The following is a 20,588-nucleotide window of genomic DNA, read 5'->3' on the forward strand; positions in this document are numbered from 1 at the left end:
GGCGGGCGGCGGCGGCGGGGGGGGGGGGGGCGGGGGGCCCGGCCCCCCCCCCCCCCCCCGGCTGCGTCCCCGGCGGTCGCGCCGCCCGCGGTGGTGGTGTCCAGGTCGTCCCAGCCCTCCCGGGTGTGCCGGAGGGCGTCCGGATGCCCGGCGGCGGACCACCGGGCGTCCGGCAGGGAGTCCGGCGCCCGTCCGGGTGGACGTGCGTGGTGCGGGCCTGGAGTTCGGCCTGACGGACGACGGCGTGGAGGTCGTCGGCGAACCAGCGGTCGCCGAACGCGTCGCCGAGGGCGAGGCCGTGCAGGCTGTCGAGGGCGGGCGCGGGTCGGCGGCTCCCGCCGCCCCGGGCGGGCCGGGTACCCGTCAGGCGTCGGCGGCCAGGCCGCGCAGGAGGAGTGCCCAGAGGGCCTCGAACCGGGAGCCGGCCGCCGGGTCGGACCAGCCGGACGCGTGGGCGGGGTCGTGGAAGTGCGCGGTGGCCTCGAACACCGCGAGGGCGGTCGGGTCGACGGGGGCGTGCCGGAACTCCCCCCGGTCGACGCCGTCGCGGAGGATCCGGGCGATCTGGCCGACCAGCGTTCCCAGGTGGGCGTCGACGACGTGGCTGGCCTCGCCGACCAGCGTCAGGTAGGTCGCGAAGAGCTGGGGGTCGTCCAGGGCCTTCCCGCGCTTGGCGGCGAACAGCGTGGTCAACCACCGGCGCAGGCGCTCGGGGGCCGGTCCGGACTCGGCGGCGACGGAGCGCAGCTCCTCGTGGGCCTGGGCGAGCCAGCGCTCGGTGACGGCCTCGCGCAGCGCCGCCTTGCTGGGGAAGAAGCGGTAGACGCTGCCGTGGCTGACGCCGAGGGCGCGCGCCACGTCGACGACGGTGGCCTTGGCCGGGCCGAACCGCCTGAGGGCGTCCTCCGTCGCGCTCAGGATCCGGTCGGCGGTGAGTGCGCTGTCCGTGGCCACGGGGAGGTTCGTCCTAACGGGTGAGGCGTGCGCCGGCCGGGTGCGGTGGCAGGCCGACGGCGGGTGGCCCCGCGGCGGGTGGGCGCCGCGGGCGGGGCCGCGGCTCAGCGCTCGCTGTCGAGATGGGCCATCTGGGCGGCAGCGTACCGTTCCCCGGCGGCGGACCCGGCCGGGACCGCCGCCTCGACGGCCGCGAGGTCGGCCCCGGTGAGGGTGACGTCCAGCGCGCCGAGCGCCTCGGCGAGCCGGTCGCGGCGGCGGGCGCCGACCAGCGGGACGACGTCCCGGCCGCGCGAGGCGACCCAGGCGACGGCGATCTGCGCGACGGTGGCGTTCCGCTCGGCGGCGACCGCGCGCAGGGCCTCGACGAGCCGGAGGTTGTGGGCGAGGTTGTCGCCCTGGAAGCGGGGGCTGTGGCCGCGGAAGTCCGTGCCGGACAGCTCGCGGTCGCCCCGCCAGTGGCCGCTGAGCAGGCCGCGCGAGAGCACGCCGTACGCGGTCACGCCGATCCCCAGCTCGCGGGCGGCGGGCAGGATCCCGGCCTCGGCGGAGCGGGAGAGCAGCGAGTACTCGATCTGGAGGTCGCTGATCGGGTGGACGGCGGCGGCGCGGCGCAGGGTGTCGGCGCCGACCTCGGAGAGGCCGATGTGGCGGACGTGGCCGGCCCGCACCAGCTCGGCGATCGCACCGACGGTCTCCTCGACCGGGACGGCCGGGTCCAGCCGGGCCGGGCGGTAGACGTCGACGTGATCGGTGCCCAGCCGGCGCAGGGTGTAGGCGAGCGCGGTCTTCACGGCGGCCGGGCGGGCGTCGTAGCCGAGCCACCGGCCGTCGGGGTCGCGCTGGGCGCCGAACTTCACGCTGAGCAGGACGTCCGCGCGGTCGCGGCCGCGCAGCGCCTCGCGGATCAGCAGTTCGTTGTGGCCCATGCCGTAGAAGTCGCCGGTGTCGAGCAGGGTGACGCCGGCGTCGAGGGCGGCGCGGACGGTGGCGATGCTCTCGGTGTCGTCGGCGGGGCCGTAGAGGTCCGACATGCCCATGCAGCCGAGGCCGAGGGCGGAGACGACCGGGCCGGTGGCGCCGAGGCTGCGCCTCGGGACGCGGGGGAGCGGGGTGGAGGTGGACATGGGGCCAGGGTGCACCCGTCGCTGACAGGTGACAAAAGCTGTCACCTGAAATCCGCCGGGCGTCGGCCGTCAGTCGCTCACCCGGCTCCGGTTCTCGTACGCCAGGTCGAGGTACTCGGGGTGCCGGGCCATCCACGCCTTGATGAACGGGCACGTCGCCAGCACCGCCAGCCCCCGGGCCCGCGCGTCGTCCAGCGCCGCCCGCGCGAGCGCCCCGCCGATGCCCTGCCCCTCGTAGGCCGGCTCGACCACCGTGTGCGGGTACACCACCAGCTCGCCGCTGCGCAGGTACTCCGCGAACCCGGCCAGGGTGTCGCCCACCCGCGCCTCGAAGCGGCCGGCCTCCTCGGCGTCACGGATCGTGACCGTCATCGTGGCTCCCTCACTGCTGCTCGCTCACTGCTGCTCGGCACGGAGCCGCGGCCGGCGGCCCCGGTCCATCATCGAGCGGCCGACGCCTCCCCGCCCGTCGGGTCGCCCCCGCCCGGCGTGGCGTTCCGGCGGCCGCCGGGTGCGCGCAGCAGGTGCGCCCGCGCCGGCGGAACGTTCCGCCACGCCGTCCGGCTCCCCAGCCCGTACTCCTGCTCGAACCGCCGCAGCAGCCGCACCACCGCCCGGTGCTGCGCCCCCCGGCGCGGCCCGGACGTCAGCAGCCGCGCCGCCGACGTCCCCAGGTAGGAGAAGTACGTCAGCTCGCCGCCGGGCACCAGCAGCCGCAGGTAGAGGTCGAGGACGCGCTGGACCTCCGCCGGTGCGAAGTTGGTGAACGGCAGGCCCGACACGATCACGTCGTACCGCTCGGCGGCCGGCCCGGACCCGCCCTCGCCCCCCGGCCCGCCCGACTCCGCCGCTCGGGCCTCCGGAAGGTCCTGCACCCGGCACTCCGAGACCCGCAGCCCCAGCTCCGGCCCGCGCCGCGCCAACTCCGGATCCGAACGCAGCCGTTGGGCGAACCGCGGGTTGGCCTCCACCGCGTGCAGCCGGTCGCCCGCCCGCAGCACCCGCACCAGCCGGCGCGTCACCGCCCCCGTGCCGGCGCCCACCTCCAGCACCGAGATCGGCCGGTCGGGACGGCTCGTCGCCGGGACCACCAGCGCGTTCACCAGATCCGCCCCGCTCGGCGCCACCGCGCCCGTCAGACGGAAGGTGCGCAGCGCCTCGGAGAGGAAGAACCAGCCCTCGCCGCCGCCGTCCGCCCGGGGCCCGCCGGGAACGACGGGCAGGGCGTCCGGGCGGACGGCATCGGAGGGCGCGGGGGAGCCGGGGCTCGGAGCGGAGCCGGGGACGGGGTCCGGGCGGAGCTGATCGGTCGTCATGACACCGAAGCTAGAGACGCCCCGGCCGCCCGGGATCGGCCGACCGACCGCCCGCACCCCCGACGAAAGTCGAGGGTGCCGCTGGTCGATCGTCAGGGGCCGCGGCCCGCCGCCGCGTCGTAGCATCAGGGCGCTGGAGCCGCCGAGGAGGGAGAGGAGGAGGGAGCCGGATGGCCGCCGATCACCTGCCCCGGCCCCGCACGCCCCGCACACCTCGCCCGGCCCGTTCGTCCCGCACGCCCCGCCCTTCCCGCCCCGGCCGTCCGCCCCGCCCGCCCCGCCCGTCGGAGGGGCCGCGGCCCGGGCGCACCGCGCTGTTGGGCTGGTACGCCCCCGGCCGCAACCGGCTGACCGAGACCCTGCTGCTGGTGACCGTCCTCGTGCTCGTCGCCGAGGAGATCGTCTTCCAGTGGCTCGACCACGACCTGCCGCTGCGCCCCCTGCGGATGGTCGGCGCCGCCCTCGCCGCACTCTCCCTGCTGCTCACCCGCCGTCACCCGGTCGCCGCCGCGGTGCTGCCCGTTCTCGTCAGCGGACTGCTCAACCGCGCCTTCCCCGGCCTGTTCAGCGTCTTCCACCTGGCCGCCACGGGTCGCACCGGACCGGCCTTCGCCGCCGGGGCCGCGATGGCGGCGCTCAGCGCGTTCCGGGCCGACTCCGTGCTCGACCGGGTCGGCATCACCGGCTCCCAACTCCTCGTGGACACCGCCGCCGTCTGCCTCGGCCTGTGGTTGCACGGCCGCCGCGTGCTGATCCGCACCCTGCACACCAAGGTCGACGCGCTGCGCCGCGAACGCGAGCTGCGCGCCGAGCAGGCCCGCGCCGCCGAACGGGCCCGGATCGCCCGTGAGATGCACGACGTCCTCGCCCACCGGCTGAGCCTCCTGGTGCTGCACACCGGCGTGCTGCGCGACCAGGCCCGGGCCGGCACCGTGGCGGACGACCCCGAGCGCCTGGCCCACCGCCTCGAACTGCTCCGGGCGACGGCCGCCCGGTCGCTCGACGACCTGCGGGACGTCCTCGGCGCGCTCCGGGCCGACCCGCCGGAGCAGCCGGACCCGGCCGACCCGGCCGATCCGTCCGACCTGCCCGGCCTGTCCGATCCGTCCGACCCGTCCGACCTGCCGGACCGGCCCGACCCCGCGAGCGCCGCCGACGGCGACGACGCACCGCCCGGCCGGCGCCCGGACCCCAGACCCGTCGCCGCGCCCGCGCTGCGCGACCTCGCCGAGCTGGTCGGCGAGGCCACCGGCGCGGGCCAGCGCGTCGAACTCGCCCTCACCGGGGACCCGGAGAGCATTCCGACCACCCACCGGCTGGCCGTGCACCGGGTCGTCCAGGAGGCGCTGACCAACGCCCGCAAGTACGCGCACACCGCGCAGGTCACGGTCCGCGTCCAGTACGGGGCGCCCGCGACGACCGTCGAGGTGCACAACGGCGCGGGCGACCCGGCACCCTCCGGTGCCTGCACGGGCGGCGGCTACGGTCTGGTCGGGCTCGGTGAACGGATCGGCGCGCTGGGCGGGCACTTCGACGCGGGCCCCGACGGCCGCGGCGGCTTCCGGCTGGCCGCCCGTCTCCCCGCCCCGCCCCGGCCCCCGGTCCGCCCGCCGGCCCGACCGCCCGAGCGGACTCCCCCCGGGCCCGTCCCGGCCGACCCGCCCCCGCCCCTGCCGCCGATACCGCCCCCGCCGCCGATACCGCCCCCGCCCGCGACGCCGGCTCCGGCTCCGCGTCCGGGCCCGAACCCACCGAGTGAGGCGACGTGATCCGCACGATGGTCGTGGACGACGACGCGCTGGTCCGGCTCGGGCTCGTCGACCTGCTCGCCCAGGACCCCGAGCTCACGGTCGTCGCCGAGGCCGCCGACGGTCTGGAGGCCGTCGAACTCGCCGGACGGCACCGCATCGACGTCGCGCTGATGGACATCCGGATGCCCCGGCTCGACGGCATCGCCGCGACCCGCCGCCTGCGCGAGCTCCCCGACGGCCCGCGGGTCATCGCGCTGACCACCTTCGACCTCGACGAGTACGTCTACCGGGCCCTGGCCGCGGGCGCCGACGGCTTCCTGCTGAAGGACACCCCGCCCGCCGAGATCGCCCGCGCCGTCCATGTCGTCGCCGGCGGACAGGGCATGCTCCACCCGGCCGCCGCCCGGCGGCTCATCGACCGCTACCACCGCACCGGCGCACCGCGTGCGGTCGCCGCCCGGGCCCGGTTGGCCGCGCTCACCCCGCGCGAGACCGATGTGCTGCGCGAACTCGCCGTCGGCCGTTCCAACGCGGAGATCGCGCTCGCCCTCGGCATGCGCGAGAGCACCGTCAAAGCCCATGTCAGCCGGATCCTCACCGGACTGGGCGTCGGCAACCGCGTCCAGGCGGCGCTGCTCGCCCGGGACGCGGGCGTGGTCGACGACCCGGCCTGACCGACCGTCGCCCGCCATGACCGTCCCCGGCCATCGTCGTTGCCCGTTCCACCCGGTCTCCTCCGGATTCGTTCCGGTTGAGGGGGAATCATCCCGTTCCGGCGATGTGCGATCCGCGCCACGCGGTACTCGCCACCGGCCCGCCATCACCCATCTGGCTTGGAAAAGGCGCGCCTTGGCGCCCCGCGCTGCCGAACCCCGGCGCCGGGTCCATGGTGGAAGTGGGCGCGATCCGGCGACCGCGCCCGCGCGCCGGGCAGGACCCGTACGCCGTGCGCCGACCGCGGCCCGCGGCCGCGCGCCGGGGCGGATCCCGGTCCCGGCACGCTGGGAGCAGGGCCACCTCGCAGGAAACCGAACGGTTCTTCTAGGCTCACATCTCGGCTTCCCTGCAGTGGTGCGCTGATCTGCGCCCGCCGCGAGGGAAGCCGCCGTCCACGGAGGCCCCGGGACGATCGGGGCCACCGGATCGAGCGAGGAGGACGTACATGCCACAGACGCCGCCCAGCCGTTCCAGCGCACTTGGACCGGAGGGCCACCTCCGCTGTCCCGCCGTCACGGCCGGGGCCGTCCGCCCGGCACCCTGGTCCGGCCGGCCCGCCCGGCCGCTCTATACCGGCGGCGGCCGCGGAGGCGAGCGTTGAGTCCTCAAGCCGTCCGCCCGTCCGCCGCACCGGCGGCCCCCGCGACCGCCGTCGCTCCCACCGCCGTTGCCGCCGCCACCACCCAGGGCGCCGCTCCGGGCGCCACCGTCGGCACGCTCACCGCAGCGTCGGCACCGTCCCCGGCCTCCGTGCCGTCCGCCGCCCCCTCCGCCGTCGCCCCCGCCGCCTCCACCGCGACGGCAGTCGCGGCAGCCGCGGCGGTCACCGCCATCACCACGACCGAACCGCCCGGGACCCCCGGCGCCGCGCCCGTCGCGGCCGTGCCCGGCACGACCAGGACCGCCGGCACCGTCCGGACCGCCCTCGCCCCGGCCGCCCCCACCGCCGCCGCACCACCCACCGCGGCGGCCCCCCACGCTCCGGCCGTCCCCGACAGCGAGGGCCAGTCCGGCCCCACCGCCGCGCTCCCCGGTCTGCCCCAGGCCCTCTCCACCCGGGCCCGCACCCTCGCCGGAGCCGTCCGCAGACGCTGCGCGGACCTCGCCAGGATCGAGTCCCCCAGCGGCGACGCACCCCGACTCGACGCGCTCGCCGAGGAGTTGTCGGCCGGCTTCCGCGCCACCGGGGCCACCGTCCAACGCGAGCCCGGTCCGGCCGGCGACCACCTGGTCCTCCAGTGGGACGGCCGGGACGAGAGCCTGCCGCACCTGCTCGTGGTCGGCCACCACGACACCGTCTGGCCGGCCGGCATCCTCGCCGACTGGCCGGTCACCGAGCGCGACGGCACCCTCAGCGGGCCCGGCGTGGTCGACATGAAGGGCGGACTCGCCATCCTCGAAGGCGCGTTCGCCCTGCTCGCGGACCTCGGCCAACGCCCGCACCGCACCGTCCGCCTGGTCGTGGTCTCCGACGAGGAGGTCGGCAGCCCGGACGGCCGGCGCCTCGTCGAACGCCAACTGCGCGGAGCCGCCGCCGTCCTGGGCCTGGAACCCCCGCACCCGGACGGCCGGCTCAAGACCGCCCGCCGCGGCTCCACCCGGGTACGGCTCACCGTCACCGGCCGTGAGGCGCACGCGGGCAACGACGCCGCCGAGGGGGTCTCGGCGGTCGACGAACTCGTCGACCAACTGGTGGCCGTCCGCGGACTGGTCAGTCTGCCCGGCACCGAACTCAACGCGGGCCGGATCAGCGGCGGCAGCCGGGCCAACGTGATCGCCGGCCGGGCCGAGGCCGAACTCGGCCTGCGCTTCGCCACCACCGAGGCGCAACGCCGCACCCTCGACAACCTCGCCCGGCTGACCGCGCTCCGGCCCGGCGCGCGGGTCCGTACCGAGGTGCTGTCCAGCAGGCCGGCCTGGCCCGAACGCTCCGCCAACCCGTTGCTGCGCCACGTCCGTTCCCTCGCGGCGGTGCTGGGGCAGCAACTGGACGGCGGTCCGGCGGGCGGCGCGGGCGACACCAACCTGCCGGGCTCGCGCGGACTGCCCACGCTCGACGGCTTCGGCGCCGTCGGCGGGGGCGCGCACGCCCGGCACGAGCATATTCGGATCGACCAGCTGGCACCGCGGATCGCCCTGCTGGCGGCGCTGCTGGCCGTCCCGCTCCCCCGGCTGCGCGACCGCTCGGAGGGCTGAGCGGCACAGCGCGGGCAGTCGTGACGGTGGGCGGTGGTTGCCGGGATCCACCGCCCACCACCCACCGCCCACCGTCCGTCGGCGCCGGCCCGGTTCCCCCGCCGGGTCCGTGAGCAGCGGGAAGAGGCCGGCCCCGCGGCGGGCCGGACCCTTCCCGGTGCCGCCTACCCGAGCCCGGCGGCGTCGGCGAGGATCGCCCGCAGGCGCGCCAGGCACTCCGCGACGAAGGCCGGAAAGGTGTGCCGGTAGTACGCGATCCCGCTGGCGCCGACCACGATCGCCCAGGCGCGGGCGCGGGTCCAGGTGGCCTCGTCGAGGTCCAGCGCGTCCCGGTAGGCCCGGCGCGCCTCGGGCGGCAGGTCCCAGACGGTCGAGTGCTCGGCGTCCGGGCGGCCGACCGAGAGGCAGCCGAAGTCGATGACCGCCCGCAGCCCGCCGTCCCGGACCAGCAGGTTGGTGGGCTTGAGGTCGCCGTGGAGCCAGACGTGCGGCCCGGCCGAATCCGGCAGCGCGAGCCCGGCGCGCCACAGCCGCTCCAGCGTGTCGACGTCGAGCCCGCCGCCCCCGTCGGGCAGCTCCGCGTCGGGACCGGTCAGCGCCCGGCACTCCGCCAGGCACCGGGTGCCCCACTCGACGCAGTCCCGCAGGGAGCCGCCGCGGTACCAGCTGAGGTCGCCCGCGCGGACCGCGCCCATCGGATCGAGGCCGTGCAGCTCCCGGACGAACGCCGCGAGGTCACGGCCGAGCCCGGCCCAGTCCCGGACGCTCGCCGGCCCGGCCTCCGCGCCGTCGATCCAGCGGTAGACCGACCAGGCGAGCGGGAAGGCCGTGGTGGGCGCCCCGGCGTGGACGGGGGCGGGGACGGCGGTCCGGCTGAGCAGCGGGGCCAGCCGGGGGAGCCACTCCTGCTCCTTCCGTACCGACCGTGCGGCGTCCGGGGTGCGCGGCAGCCGGACGAGCAGCTCCTCGCCCAGCCGGTACATCGTGTTGTCCGTGCCCGCGCCCGCCGGTGCCAGGGCGAGGCCGGCCCAGTCCGGCCGCTGCGCCCGCAGCAGGGAGCGGACCAGCTCCTCGTCGGCCGCGATCTCGTCCGCGTGCAGTGTCATGCCGGGAAGTCTCGCGCCACGGGCGGGCCCGGGCCACCGGTTTTCCGCCCGGACGGCCGGAACCGCGGGGCCCGAACCGCACGGCCGGAACCGCGGGGCCCGCCACCGGCGGTGCTCCCTTGTCAGCCGCCCCCTCGCCGCGCACAATAGTACCGACCGAACGGTTGGTCGGTTGCCCCCGTCGGGCGCCCGACGGGGCGGCGGGGACAGAGCCAGCGAAAGGGGACCGTGGTGACAGCAGAGGTGGCCGAGCGGCCCGGGGCGTCGCCCGAGGAGACGTTCGAGGCCGTCATCGCCGCGGAGCAGCGGATCGAGCCCCGCGACTGGATGCCCGACGCCTACCGGGCCACCCTCGTCCGCCAGATCGCCCAGCACGCGCATTCCGAGATCATCGGCATGCAGCCCGAGGGCAACTGGCTCACCCGCGCCCCGTCCCTGCGCCGCAAGGCGATCCTGCTCGCCAAGGCCCAGGACGAGGCCGGTCACGGCCTGTACCTGTACGCCGCCGCCGAGACCCTCGGCGTGGACCGCGCCGAGCTCACCGAGAAGCTGATCGCCGGCCGCCAGAAGTACTCGTCGATCTTCAACTACCCGACCCTCACCTTCGCCGACGTCGGGGTGATCGGCTGGCTGGTCGACGGCGCCGCGATCTGCAACCAGGTCCCGCTCTGCCGCTGCAGCTACGGCCCGTACGCCCGCGCCATGGTCCGGATCTGCAAGGAGGAGTCCTTCCACCAGCGCCAGGGCTACGAGCTGCTGATGACGATGATGCGCGGCACCGACGCCCAGCGCCGGATGGTCCAGGACGCGGTGGACCGCTGGTGGTGGCCGTCGCTGATGATGTTCGGCCCCTCGGACGCCGCCTCGCCCAACACCGCCCGCTCGATGGCCTGGCGGATCAAGCGGCACACCAACGACGAGCTGCGGCAGCGCTTCGTCGACATGACCGTCCCGCAGGCCGAGCACCTCGGCGTCACCCTCCCCGACCCCGAGCTGCGCCGGAACGAGGAGCGCGGCGGCTGGGACTTCGGCGAGCCGGACTGGTCGGAGCTGAACCGGGTCATCCACGGCCAGGGCCCGTGCAACGCGCAGCGGACGGAACGCCGCCGGGCGGCCCACGAGGACGGCGCGTGGGTGCGCGAGGCGGCCACGGCGTACGCGGCGAAGCGCCGCGCCGAGGCCGAGGCCGGGGCCGGGGCGGGGACGGGAGCGGCACGGCACGCGGCGCCGAACACGGCACAGCACGCGGCACAGCACGCGGAACAGGAGAACGGAAAGTGACCGAGTCCAAGGCCGGCTGGCCGCTCTACGAGGTGTTCGTGCGCCCCCGGCGCGGCCTGAACCACGTGCACGTCGGCTCGCTGCACGCCGCCGACGACCGGATGGCCCTGCTCGCCGCCCGCGACCTCTACACCCGCCGCAACGAGGGCGTCAGCCTCTGGGTGGTCCGTTCCGACGCGATCACCGCCTCCACCCCGGACGAGCGCGACCCCTTCTTCGCGCCCAGCGGCGACAAGGTCTACCGCCACCCGACCTTCTACGACATCCCCGAGGATGTCCCGCACATCTGACCGGGAGCAGCCGAACCATGACCGACGACCACGTGTACCTGAGCCTCGCCGAGGCGTCCCCCGAGCCCGAGGGCGAGGGCCGCTGGGCGTACGGGACGGGCTTCGCCGACCCGCTGCTCGGCGTGGACACCGCCGTCCCGCCCGGCCTGGACGGCGCCGACCTCGCGGCCTACTGCCTGATGCTGGGCGACGACGCGCTCGTCCTCGCCCAGCGGCTGATCGAGTGGTGTACCCGCGCGCCGGAGCTGGAGGAGGAGGTCGCGCTCGCCAACCTCGGCCTCGACCTGCTCGGCCAGGCCCGCCAGCTGCTCACCCGGGCCGGGCAGGCGGACGGCTCCGGGCGCACCGAGGACGACCTCGCGTACTGGCGCGAGGAGCACGAGTACCGCAACGTCCGCCTGGTCGAGGCGCCGAACGGGGACTTCGCGTACTCGATCGCCCGGCTGCTGCTGTTCGCCACCGCCCGCGGGGCGCTCTACGAGGCGCTGGCCGGGCACGCCGACCCGGTGCTGGCGGCGGTCGCGGCGCGCGGGGCGAAGGAGCTGGCGTACCACCGCGAGTACGCCACCGCGTGGACGCTGCGGCTCGGCGACGGCACGCCGTACTCGGCCGCGCGGATGCAGGCCGGGCTGGAGGCCGTGTGGCCGCTGCTGGAGGAGCTGTTCACCGCGCACCCGGTGGAGCTGCGGGCCGGGGTGGACCCCGGGACGCTGCGCGAGCCGGTGCTGCGCGCGGTGGCGGCGGTGTGCGCGGAGGCCGGGCTGACGGTGCCGGAGGTGCCGGGCCTGGCGGCCGTCGGCGGCCGGGCCGGCCGGGACGGCGTGCACACCGAGGCGCTCGGCCCGCTGCTGGCCGAGCTGCAGGTGCTGGCCCGCGCGCACCCGGGCGCGACGTGGTGACGGCCGTGGCCGGGGCGCGCGCGCCGGGCGGGACGACGGCCTGGGAGGTGGCGGCGGCCGTGCCGGACCCGGAGCTGCCGATGCTGACCCTGGCGGACCTGGGCGTGCTGGCCGAGGTCGCGCAGGACGGCGGCACCGTGACCGCGTGGCTCACCCCGACGTACTCGGGCTGCCCCGCGGTCGCCGAGATGGCCGCCGACGTGGACCGGCGGCTGCGCGCGGCCGGGTTCGCGGACGTCCGGGTCCGGCTGCGGCTCGACCCGCCCTGGTCGACCGACCTGATCACCCCCGAGGGCCGGCGCAAGCTCGCCGAGGCCGGCATCGCCCCGCCCCGGCCCGGCGCCGCCGCCGGCCGGGGCACCGGCGGCGGCAGCACACCGCTGAGCCTAGGCCCGACCCGGCTCGCGGCCGCCGGCGCTCCCGTCGCGGCCGCGCCCGTCGGCTGCCCGCTGTGCGGCGGCACCGACACCGAGGAGCTGTCCCGCTTCGGCTCCACCGCCTGCAAGGCGCTGTGGCGCTGCCGGGACTGCCGCGAGCCCTTCGAACGCGTCAAGGAGATCTGAATGGCCGCCGTCCCCTCCGCGGACCTGCCCGCCGCCCCGGCCGCCGAGCCGCCCGCCGTGCGCCCCGCCCGCCGCCCGTCCTTCCACGCGCTGCGGATCGCCGGGCTGGAGCGGCTCTGCGAGGACGCCGTCGCGGTGACCTTCGCCGTACCGGAGGGGCTCGCGGAGGCGTTCGCGTTCCGGCCGGGGCAGACGCTGACGCTGCGCAGGGTGGTGGACGGCGTCGACGAGCGCCGCTCGTACTCGATCTGCGCCCCCGTCGGCGGCCCGCTGCGCATCGCCGTGCGCGAGGTGCCGGGCGGGCTGTTCTCCCGCTGGCTGGTGCGCGACGCCCGGCCGGGGGAGGAGGTGGAGGTGCTGACGCCGTCCGGCCTGTTCACCCCGGACCTCGCCGAACCCGCCGACCACGTGCTGCTGGCGGCCGGCTCCGGCATCACCCCGATGGTGTCGATCGCGGCCTCCGTGCTGGCGGCCGACCGCACCTCCACGGTCACCCTGCTCTACGGCAACCGGCGCAGCGACACCGTGATGTTCGCCGACGAGCTGGCCGACCTGAAGGACCGCTACCTGGGCCGCTTCCAGCTGGTCCACGTGCTCTCCCGGGAGACCAGGGACGCCGAACTGCTCAGCGGCCGGCTGGACCCGGAGCGGGTCGCGGCGCTGCTGGCTGCGCTGGTGGACACGGCGGCGGTCGGCCACTGGTGGCTCTGCGGGCCGTTCGGCATGGTCGCCGGGGCGAAGGAGCTGCTCGCCGGGCTGGGCGTCCCGGCGGAGCGGGTGCACCAGGAGCTGTTCCACGCCGAGGACGAGCCGGTCGCCGGGCGTACGGCCGACACCCCGGCCGCCGACGCCGACGGCGCCGCGCACAGCGAGGTCACCGTCGTCCTGGACGGGCGCGGCAGCACCCTCACCCTCCCGTGCGACCGCTCCATCCTGGACGGCGCCCAGCGCTCCCGCCCCGACCTGCCGTTCGCCTGCAAGGGCGGGGTCTGCGGCACCTGCCGCGCCCTGGTGACGCAGGGCGAGGTGGAGATGCGGCGCAACTTCGCCCTGGAGGAGAAGGAGCTGGCGGCCGGCTACGTCCTCACCTGCCAGGCCCGCCCGGTGACGGACCGGGTGACGGTCGACTACGACCGCTGACCAGCGGCCGGGCTACGCGGGCACGACCGCCGGCACCGGGGCCCCGGTCCCGCCCTCGGAGCCGCCCTCGGCCCCGGCCGGGGCGCCGAGCAGCGCGACGATCTCGTTGACCGCCGCGCGGCCGGCCCGGTTGGCGCCGACGGTGCTGGCGGACGGCCCGTAGCCGACCAGGTGGATCCGGGGGTCGGCGGTGGCCCGGGTGCCGGTGAGGGCGATCCCGCCGCCGGGGGAGCGCAGGCCGAGCGGGGCGAGGTGGCCGACCTCGGGGCGGAACCCGGTGGCCCAGACGATCGCGTCGACGGCCAGCTCCCGGTCGCCCCAGGCGACACCGTGCTCGGTGAGCCGGTCGAACATCGGGCGGCGGTGCAGCGCGCCCAGCTCCTCGGCCCGGCGGTAGGCGACCGACGGGCCGAGCCCGGTCACGCTCACCACGCTGCGCACCGGCAGCCCCTGGCGGACCCGCTCCTCGACCTTGGCGACCACGGCGCGCCCGTACTCGGGGGTGAACGGTCCGTCGTGGAGCACGGGCGGGGTGCGGGTGACCCAGACGGTCTCGCCGACCGCCGCGACCTCGGAGAGCACCTGGATCGCCGAGGCCCCGCCGCCGACCACCAGCACCCGCCGGCCGGCGAACTCCTCCGGGCCGCGGTAGGCGGCGTAGTGCAGCTGGCGCCCGGCGAAGTGGCCGGGGTAGTGGGGCAGGAAGGGGCGGGTCCAGGTGCCGGTGGCGTTGATCAGCGCCCGGGCGGACCAGGTGCCGGAGTCGGTGGTGACCAGCAGCCGGGCGTCCGGCCGGGCGGACGCCGAGCGCACCGCCAGCACCTTGACGGGGCGTACGACGGGGAGCGCGTGCTTCGCCTCGTACGCCGCGAAGTACCCCGGGACGACCTCGCGTGCGGGGGCCTGCGGGTCGGGTTCGGGGAGTTCGAAGTCCGGCAGGTCGTGGAAGCCGTGCACGGTGGCCATCCGCAGGGAGGGCGCGCGGTGCGCCCAGGCGCCGCCGGGGGCGCGGTCGGCGTCGAGGACGACGAACCCGCCGTCGGTGTCCGCGCGGTACGGCGCGAAGCCGCGGCGGCGCAGGTGGTAGGCGGCGGACAGGCCCGCCTGGCCCGCGCCGATCACCAGGACGTCGACCCGGCGGCCCGCGTCCGACGCGGTCCCGGGCTCCGACGCGGCACCGAGGGTGGTTGCACCGTAAACAGTCACGCCGGTGAAACATGTGGCGGGCGGGCGGTGTTCCCGCTCGCCCGCCCGTCGTGGGAGCCGTGCCCGCCGCCCGTCGTGGGGCCGCGCCGGCCGGGGGTCAGACCGTGGCCGGGGAGATCACCACCGCGGTGCCGTAGGCGCAGACCTCGGTACCGACGTCCGCCGCCTCCGTGACGTCGAACCGGAACATCAGCACCGCGTTCCCGCCGCGCGCCCTGGTCTGCTCGACCAGCCGCTCCATCGCCTCGTTCCGGCTCTCCACCAGGGTCTTCGTCAGTCCGCGCAGCTCCCCGCCGACCAGCGACTTCAGCGAGGCGCCGATCTGGCTGCCGATGTGCCGGCTGCGCACGGTCAGACCGAAGACCTCGCCGATCACGTGGTCGACCCGGTAACCGGGGATGTCGTTGGTGGTCACCACCAGGACCTGGGCGTCCGGGCGCTGCCCGCCGCCGTACTCGTCGATGTTTGCCATGGGGCCCATCCTGCCGGGAATTCGGACGTCGTCGAACAGAGGCGCGCGGGGCGCGCACGGGAACGCACGGGGCGGTAACGGCGAGAACGCGTAGGGTAGCCGGAACAGACCGGTGATCGGAGGGCCGAAAGGCCGTACCGTAGCCCCATGGGCGAGCGAAGCGATCATCCACAGGGGCCGGGCGCGGCGGAGGACTCCGGTGCGCAGGAGATCGAGGCGACGGTGGTCCTGGGCCTGCGGATCACGAACTGGCCGGCGTTGCGCGCCGCGGCCGTCGCGGCCGTGGAGGAGCTGGACTTCGAGGGCATCGATCCGGCCGGGCAGCGCCGTGAGCTGCTGCGCGAGGTGGCCGAGGACGCCAACGCGGCGCTCGGCGCGCTGCTGCACCCGGACCGGCTGGTGGCGGCGATCCCGGGCGTGGAGGCGATCGGCGGCACGCTGGAGATCAGCCTGACCGAGGACTTCGCGCCCGACTTCGCCGAGCTGTTCCCGCTGGACGGCGGCGACGAGGAGGACGGTGGCGGCGCGGCCGGCGACTGGACGCTCACCCCGCGCACCGCGTGTCTGCTGCACGCCCAGCTGCTCGGGCTGGCCGACGCCGCCTACGACGACCTCGACGAGCACGAGGACGAGCCGGTCGCCGACGGCGAGGAGGCCGACTGGACGGTGTTCGGGCGGCTGCCGCAGCGCACCTGGCGCCTCCACCGGGGCTGGCGCCGCGCCATGGCCCGCACCTTCGACGACCTCGCCGACGACCTCGCGCTCGGCGAGTGGCCGCTGCCGCGCTGCCTGGCGGAGGAGATCGCGCTGCGGATGGCGCTGGTCGACGCCCGGGCGCTGCTCGGCGCGCAGCCCGAGTCGGTCGCCGACATGATGGGCGACCTTCCGGCGGACCTCTACGACTACGACTGGGACGGCTGCCACGACGAACTGTTCGGCGTCTACGGGCCGGACGACGGTGATCCGGAGCTGACCGCGGAGCAGCGCGCCGAACTGCTGCTGACCGCCACCCACCCGGAGGGCTGGTTCCTGCCCTACGACGACGCGGAGGAGCGGGACCCGCACCGCGGCTACCGCCGCTGAGCGCGGCCGCGGGGGCTGGCATGCTGGTCGGGTGACTTCTCCGTTCGACACCCCCGTTCCCGACCCGACGCCCGAGGACCGCGACGCCCGGCCGCAGTACGTGCTGCCGCTGGTGGTCCGGCTGGAGCGCGCGACGCCCCCCGGGCGGACCGACGCGCTGGAGACCTCGGCGCGCGCGGTGCTGACCCTGCTCGCCGACCCCCGCGTCGTCGGGGCCGAGGGGGAGTGGGCGGAGCGGGTCGCGGCCTGGGAGGACGCCCGGATCCGCAAGGTGGTCCGGCGGGCGCGCGGCGGCGAGTGGCGCCGGGCCGGGGAGCTGCCCGGGATCACGGTGACGGGCCGGGAGGCGGAGGTGCGGGTCTTCCCGCCGGTGCCGCTGGACGGCTGGCCGAAGGAACTCGCCAAGCTCCAGGTGTCGGGCACCGACCTGGAGGAGAGCGGTCCGGTGGACGCCCCGGCGCCGGGCGTGCCGGTGCTGTGGCTGAACCCGGAGCTGGAGATGAGCGCCGGCAAGACCATGGCGCAGACCGGTCACGCCGCCCAGCTCGCCTGGTGGCGCCTGGACGAGGCGCACCGCAAGGAGTGGGCGGACAGCGGCTTCGCGCTCGCCGTGCGCACCGCGACCCCGGAGGCCTGGGCGGAGCTGGTGGCCGGGGGTCTGCCCCTGGTCCAGGACGCGGGCTTCACCGAGATCGCCCCGGGCAGCTGCACCGTGGTCGCCGACCACCCGGCGTTGCGCGGCTGACGGCGCGCCGCGCGGGCCGGGAGCCGTCGGCCGGCGGTCGACGGTCGTCAGCGGCGGAGGGTGAGGCGCTCCGTGTGGCAGGCGAGGTCGGTGAGCCTGCGGGTCCAGCCGGTGCCGCTGCGGTCGGTGCCGGCCCGGGCCGCCTCCCCGGGAAAGCCGGGGGCCGCGAAGCCACTCTCCGTCATGCGCAGCCGGGTGTGGTCGCCGGGTTCGGTGGTCAGGGTGAGGGTGACCAGCGTGGCGGCGGCGGAGGTGGCGGCGGCGGTGACGGCGGCCGGGGCGGGGGCCCCGTCGGCCGGGCTCCGGCCGCCGTCGCCCCACGGCCGGCGGAACGCGAGGACGGCGGGCGGCTCCACCCGCTCGACGGGTCCGTGGGCGCCGCCGAGCCAGGCGCCCAGGAACTCCGGCCGGGTGAGCTCCTCCCAGACCCGCTCGCGCGGCGCCGCGATGGTGATCTCACGCTGGATGCTGTCGGCGACCATGCCGTGACCCTCCTCGATCCGTTGCCCGAGGGTCCCACGTCCCGGCCGCCATGTGCAACCTGAGGGTTGCGCGTGGTGGTCCGGCGCCACCGTCCCGCGCGCCGCGCCCCCTCAGGCCGGGTACGCGTGCGTCTGGGCGGCCTTGACGGCGGCCCAGACCGGCGAGCCGGGCGCGAGGCCGAGTTCCGCGGCCGCCGCCGGGGTCAGGTCGGCGGCCATCGGGACGGCCCCCGCCAGGTCGGCCCGCACCTGGTCGCCGTGCAGCTCCAGGCCGGCGACCGTCAGCTCCCACACGTTGCGCGCGCTGCCCTCCGGCCGGGCGGGGTGCAGGGTCACGGCGGAGGGCGGGAACGCCACGAACGCGGGCCCGGACAGCTCCTCGTCCGTCGTCAGCACGGCGCCCTGCGGCAGCGTCACCCGGTGCCCGTCCGCCGTGCCCCGGTAGAGGTTGAGGCCGACCAGCCGGGCGATGTAGTCGGTGCGCGGCCGGCGCGCGATCTCCGCCGGGAGGCCGGACTGCACCTGGCGGCCCTCCTCGATCACCACCAGCCGATCGGCCAGCACCATCGCGTCCAGCGGATCGTGCGTCACCAGCACCGCGACCGCCTCGAACTCCGCCAGGTGGCGGCGCAGCCGGGCCCGGACGTCGAGCCGGGTGCGGGCGTCCAGGGCGGCCAGCGGCTCGTCCAGCAGCAGCAGCCGCGGCCGGACGGCCAGCGCCCGGGCCAGCGCCACCCGCTGCGCCTGGCCGCCGGAGAGCCGGCCCGGCCGGGCGTCCGCGTGCTCGGCCAGGCCCATCCGCTCCAGCCAGACCGCCGCCTCGGCGCGCGCCTCGCGCCGGGAACGGCCCCGGCAGCGCGGGCCGAACGCCACGTTGTCCAGCGCGCTCAGGTGCGGGAACAGCAGGTAGTCCTGGAAGACCACGCCGACCGGGCGCTCCTCGGCGGGGGTGTGCAGCCGCCGCGCAGGGTCCTCCAGGACGCGCCCGTCCAGCCGCAGGTGGCCGTCGCCGAGCGGCAGCAGACCGGCCAGCGCGCGCAGGGCGGTGGACTTGCCGGCGCCGTTCGGGCCGAGCAGCGCGACCACCTCGCCGGGGGCGGCGGTCAGCGCGAGGTCCAGGGTGAAGGCGGCGCGCTCGACCCGCAGCCGGGCGTCCAGGCCGGTGGCGGGGCCGGGGCCGGGGCCGGTGGCGGTGCGGTCGGTCGGGGCGGTCATCGGCGGAAGCCTCCGGGGACGGGGCCCGGGCGGGCCGGCGGCAGGGGCGCGGAAGGTGTCACGGCGTGGTCAGCCAGCGCTCGCGCAGCCCGGCCAGGACCGCGATCGAGACCACCAGCAGCACCAGCGACAGCGCGATCGCCGCCTCCGGGTCCGACTCCATCGCCAGGTAGACGGCGAGCGGCATGGTCTGGGTGCGGCCGGGGAAGTTGCCCGCGAAGGTGATCGTCGCGCCGAACTCGCCGAGCGCCCGCGCCCACGCCAGCACCGCGCCCGCCCCGATCCCCGGGGCGATCAGCGGCAGCGTCACCCGGCGGAACGTCGTCAGCCGGGAGGCGCCCAGCGTCGCGGCGGCCTCCTCGTAGCGCGGATCGGCGGCGCGCAGCGCACCCTCGACGCTGATCACCAGGAACGGCATCGCGACGAACGCCTCGGCGATCACCACACCGGTGGTGGTGAACGGCAGGGTCAGGCCGAACGCGGAGTCCAGCCAGGAGCCGACGATGCCGCGCCGGCCGAGCACCAGCAGCAGCGCCACGCCGCCGACCACCGGCGGCAGCACCAGCGGCAGCGTCACCAGGGCCCGGATCAGCCGCCGGCCCGGCAGTTCGGTGCGGGCCAGCAGCCAGGCCAGCGGCACCCCCAGCACCAGCGACACGCCCGTGGCCGCCGTCGCGCAGACCAGCGACAGGCGCAGCGCCTCCCACACCTGCGGGCTGGTGAGCTGGTCGGACAGCGTGCTCCACGGTGCCCGGACCAGCAGCCCGACCAGCGGCAGGACGAGGAACGCCAGGCCGAGCAGCGCCGGGAGCAGCAGGGCGGCCGGCACCCGGTGCGCCCGCCGGCGCCGTCGGCGCGGCGGGCCGTCGGCGGGGTGGGTGCGGTCGGCGTCGTCGGCGTCGTCGGCGTCGTCGGTGCGGCGGATCACGGCGCCTGGAAGCCCGCCGCGGTCAGCACCTGCTGCGCCTCGGGCGACCGGACGTAGGCGACGAAGGCGGCGGCGCCGCCCTTGTTCGGGGCCTTGGCCAGCGCGGCGATCGGGTAGTCGTTCACGGCCTTGGCGGCCTCGGGGAAGTCCACGCCGTCGATCTTCCCGGAATCGGCCCGCACATCGGTGCGGTACACCAGCGACGCGTCGACCTCGCCCAGTTCGACCTTGGTCAGCGCGCCCTTGACGTCCTGCTCCAGGGTGACCGGGGTGAGGTCGACGTTCGCGGCCTTGAGGGCGGTCAGCGCGGCGGCGCCGCAGGGCACCTCCTTGGCGCAGAGTGCGACCTTCACGCCGGGGGCGGCCAGGTCGGCCAGGGCGGCGAGGTGCTTGGGGTTGCCCTTGGGGACGGCGATGGTGAGGGTGTTGCGCACGAAGGTCGCCGGGTCGCCGGCGGCGCCGCCGGCGTCGGTGACGGTCTTCATGGTGGCCGCGCTGGCGGCGGCGAAGACGTCGGCGGGGGCGCCGGAGTTGATGCTGGCGGCGAGGGCCGAGCTGCCGCCGAAGTTGAAGCCGACCTTGGTGCCGGGGTGGGCGGCCTCGAACTTCCTGCCGAGGTCGGTGAAGGTCTCCTTGAGCGAGGCGGCCGCGAACACGGTGACCGTCCCGGAGACCTGGGGGGCACCGGCGGTGGCCGAGTCCGTGGCCGCGTTCCCGGTGGTGCCCGAACCGCCGTCGCTGCCGCAGGCGGTGGCGCCGAGCACGAGGGTGAGGGCTGCGGCGCCGGCGGCGGTGAGTCTGCGGATGGTCATGGCCTTGCTTCCCCTCCTGGGCGCGCCGCGGGGGCGCGGAGCAACGGCCGCATCTGCGGCCTTTATGCCGATCATAGTGCCGCAGTTGCGGGCCCTGGATCCCCTGTTCCCTCGCAGGCGCCAGGGCCCGGCCGATCGGCGCGTACGCGCCGTCCCGCTGCCGTCCCGCTGCCGTCCCGCCGCGGGCGCGCCGTCCGGCCGCCGGAAAACCCTTCGCGCGGGGTCGCGCCGCAGCGGGAGAGTGGCCCCGTCCGTCCACCAGTCCGTCCGCGCACCGGCCGACCGGCCGAGCCCGGGGAGGAGTA

General features: G+C 76.8%; 21 protein-coding genes. 10 read left to right on the forward strand and 11 right to left on the reverse strand.

Going from position 1 to position 20,588, the window contains the following annotated elements; translation table 11 throughout:
* Positions 1–363: 363 nt before the first annotated feature.
* The 4 genes from ACFXAM_RS16015 to ACFXAM_RS16030 form a co-directional block, all read right to left on the reverse strand.
* A complete protein-coding gene (locus ACFXAM_RS16015; protein ID WP_380291522.1) occupies positions 364–954 on the reverse strand; it encodes a TetR family transcriptional regulator in 591 nt (196 codons plus the stop codon).
* Positions 955–1,058: 104 nt separating this feature from the next.
* Entirely contained in the window at positions 1,059–2,081 is a 1,023-nt protein-coding gene (locus ACFXAM_RS16020; RefSeq protein WP_380291524.1) for an aldo/keto reductase, read from the reverse strand.
* A 69-nt stretch (positions 2,082–2,150) separates the two neighbouring features.
* Positions 2,151–2,453, reverse strand: coding sequence for a GNAT family N-acetyltransferase (locus ACFXAM_RS16025; RefSeq protein WP_380291526.1), 303 nt, complete (start codon positions 2,451–2,453; stop codon positions 2,151–2,153).
* A 68-nt stretch (positions 2,454–2,521) separates the two neighbouring features.
* Positions 2,522–3,397: a class I SAM-dependent methyltransferase gene (locus tag ACFXAM_RS16030; protein WP_380291528.1), complete on the reverse strand. Its 876-nt coding sequence runs from the start codon at positions 3,395–3,397 to the stop codon at positions 2,522–2,524.
* Positions 3,398–3,714: 317 nt separating this feature from the next.
* Between ACFXAM_RS16030 and ACFXAM_RS16035 the strand changes: the two genes are divergently transcribed.
* The 3 genes from ACFXAM_RS16035 to ACFXAM_RS16045 all read left to right on the forward strand — a co-directional run bounded on the left by ACFXAM_RS16035 (position 3,715) and on the right by ACFXAM_RS16045 (position 8,061).
* The gene (locus ACFXAM_RS16035; protein ID WP_380291530.1) at positions 3,715–5,166 is read left to right on the forward strand and encodes a sensor histidine kinase; all 1,452 of its coding nucleotides are present in this window, start codon (positions 3,715–3,717) and stop codon (positions 5,164–5,166) included.
* Positions 5,163–5,822, forward strand: coding sequence for a response regulator (locus tag ACFXAM_RS16040; RefSeq protein WP_380291532.1), 660 nt, complete (start codon positions 5,163–5,165; stop codon positions 5,820–5,822). The genes ACFXAM_RS16035 and ACFXAM_RS16040 overlap by 4 nt, the downstream gene beginning before the upstream one ends.
* Positions 5,823–6,462: 640 nt before the next feature.
* A complete protein-coding gene (locus ACFXAM_RS16045; RefSeq protein ID WP_380291534.1) occupies positions 6,463–8,061 on the forward strand; it encodes a M20/M25/M40 family metallo-hydrolase in 1,599 nt (532 codons plus the stop codon).
* A gap of 164 nt (positions 8,062–8,225) precedes the next feature.
* Here the strand turns inward: ACFXAM_RS16045 and ACFXAM_RS16050 are convergent, their stop codons facing one another.
* Positions 8,226–9,167 (reverse strand): aminoglycoside phosphotransferase family protein, encoded by a 942-nt coding sequence (locus ACFXAM_RS16050; RefSeq protein WP_380291536.1) that lies wholly within the window; start codon positions 9,165–9,167, stop codon positions 8,226–8,228.
* A gap of 231 nt (positions 9,168–9,398) precedes the next feature.
* On the opposite strand from ACFXAM_RS16050, the gene paaA reads away from it, so the two are divergent.
* The 5 genes from paaA to paaE are packed head-to-tail and all read left to right on the forward strand — an operon-like array spanning position 9,399 to position 13,340.
* Positions 9,399–10,448 carry a 1,2-phenylacetyl-CoA epoxidase subunit PaaA gene (paaA, locus tag ACFXAM_RS16055; protein ID WP_380291538.1) on the forward strand — a complete coding sequence of 350 codons (1,050 nt, stop codon included), beginning with the start codon at positions 9,399–9,401 and terminating at the stop codon, positions 10,446–10,448.
* A complete protein-coding gene (paaB, locus tag ACFXAM_RS16060) occupies positions 10,445–10,738 on the forward strand; it encodes a 1,2-phenylacetyl-CoA epoxidase subunit PaaB (RefSeq protein ID WP_030391930.1) in 294 nt (97 codons plus the stop codon). Before paaA ends, paaB begins: the two co-directional genes overlap by 4 nt.
* A 17-nt stretch (positions 10,739–10,755) precedes the next feature.
* Positions 10,756–11,637 carry a 1,2-phenylacetyl-CoA epoxidase subunit PaaC gene (gene paaC, locus ACFXAM_RS16065; protein ID WP_380291540.1) on the forward strand — a complete coding sequence of 294 codons (882 nt, stop codon included), beginning with the start codon at positions 10,756–10,758 and terminating at the stop codon, positions 11,635–11,637.
* Complete coding sequence (paaD, locus tag ACFXAM_RS16070; protein WP_380291542.1) at positions 11,631–12,200, forward strand: 1,2-phenylacetyl-CoA epoxidase subunit PaaD; 570 nt, start codon at positions 11,631–11,633, stop codon at positions 12,198–12,200. Before paaC ends, paaD begins: the two co-directional genes overlap by 7 nt.
* The gene (paaE, locus tag ACFXAM_RS16075) at positions 12,201–13,340 is read left to right on the forward strand and encodes a 1,2-phenylacetyl-CoA epoxidase subunit PaaE (RefSeq protein WP_380291544.1); all 1,140 of its coding nucleotides are present in this window, start codon (positions 12,201–12,203) and stop codon (positions 13,338–13,340) included.
* 12 nt (positions 13,341–13,352) lie between these two features.
* Here paaE and ACFXAM_RS16080 read toward each other — a convergent pair whose 3' ends face one another.
* Both ACFXAM_RS16080 and ACFXAM_RS16085 read right to left on the reverse strand, forming a co-directional pair.
* Positions 13,353–14,465, reverse strand: a complete 1,113-nt coding sequence (locus tag ACFXAM_RS16080) for an NAD(P)-binding domain-containing protein (RefSeq protein ID WP_380291594.1) — start codon at positions 14,463–14,465, stop codon at positions 13,353–13,355.
* Positions 14,466–14,643: 178 nt separating this feature from the next.
* Complete coding sequence (locus ACFXAM_RS16085; protein ID WP_380291546.1) at positions 14,644–15,018, reverse strand: YbjQ family protein; 375 nt, start codon at positions 15,016–15,018, stop codon at positions 14,644–14,646.
* Between the two features lie 147 nt (positions 15,019–15,165).
* Here ACFXAM_RS16085 and ACFXAM_RS16090 point away from each other — a divergent pair, with 147 nt between their 5' ends.
* Together ACFXAM_RS16090 and ACFXAM_RS16095 are read left to right on the forward strand one after the other, a co-directional pair.
* Entirely contained in the window at positions 15,166–16,101 is a 936-nt protein-coding gene (locus tag ACFXAM_RS16090; RefSeq protein ID WP_380291548.1) for a hypothetical protein, read from the forward strand.
* Positions 16,102–16,132: 31 nt separating this feature from the next.
* Positions 16,133–16,846, forward strand: coding sequence for an aminoacyl-tRNA hydrolase (locus ACFXAM_RS16095; protein WP_380291550.1), 714 nt, complete (start codon positions 16,133–16,135; stop codon positions 16,844–16,846).
* Between the two features lie 47 nt (positions 16,847–16,893).
* Here ACFXAM_RS16095 and ACFXAM_RS16100 read toward each other — a convergent pair whose 3' ends face one another.
* From ACFXAM_RS16100 to modA, 4 genes are all read right to left on the reverse strand, one after another.
* Positions 16,894–17,328 (reverse strand): SRPBCC domain-containing protein, encoded by a 435-nt coding sequence (locus tag ACFXAM_RS16100; RefSeq protein ID WP_380291552.1) that lies wholly within the window; start codon positions 17,326–17,328, stop codon positions 16,894–16,896.
* Between the two features lie 111 nt (positions 17,329–17,439).
* A complete protein-coding gene (locus tag ACFXAM_RS16105) occupies positions 17,440–18,543 on the reverse strand; it encodes an ABC transporter ATP-binding protein (RefSeq protein WP_380291554.1) in 1,104 nt (367 codons plus the stop codon).
* Positions 18,544–18,601: 58 nt separating this feature from the next.
* Positions 18,602–19,468 carry an ABC transporter permease gene (locus ACFXAM_RS16110; RefSeq protein ID WP_380291596.1) on the reverse strand — a complete coding sequence of 289 codons (867 nt, stop codon included), beginning with the start codon at positions 19,466–19,468 and terminating at the stop codon, positions 18,602–18,604.
* On the reverse strand, positions 19,468–20,283 hold the full coding sequence (gene modA / locus ACFXAM_RS16115; protein WP_380291556.1) for a molybdate ABC transporter substrate-binding protein: 816 nt from the start codon (positions 20,281–20,283) through the stop codon (positions 19,468–19,470). Before modA ends, ACFXAM_RS16110 begins: the two co-directional genes overlap by 1 nt.
* Positions 20,284–20,588 lie beyond the last annotated feature (305 nt).

This window comes from Kitasatospora sp. NPDC059462 (genome assembly GCF_042749955.1).
GTDB lineage: Bacteria > Actinomycetota > Actinomycetes > Streptomycetales > Streptomycetaceae > Kitasatospora.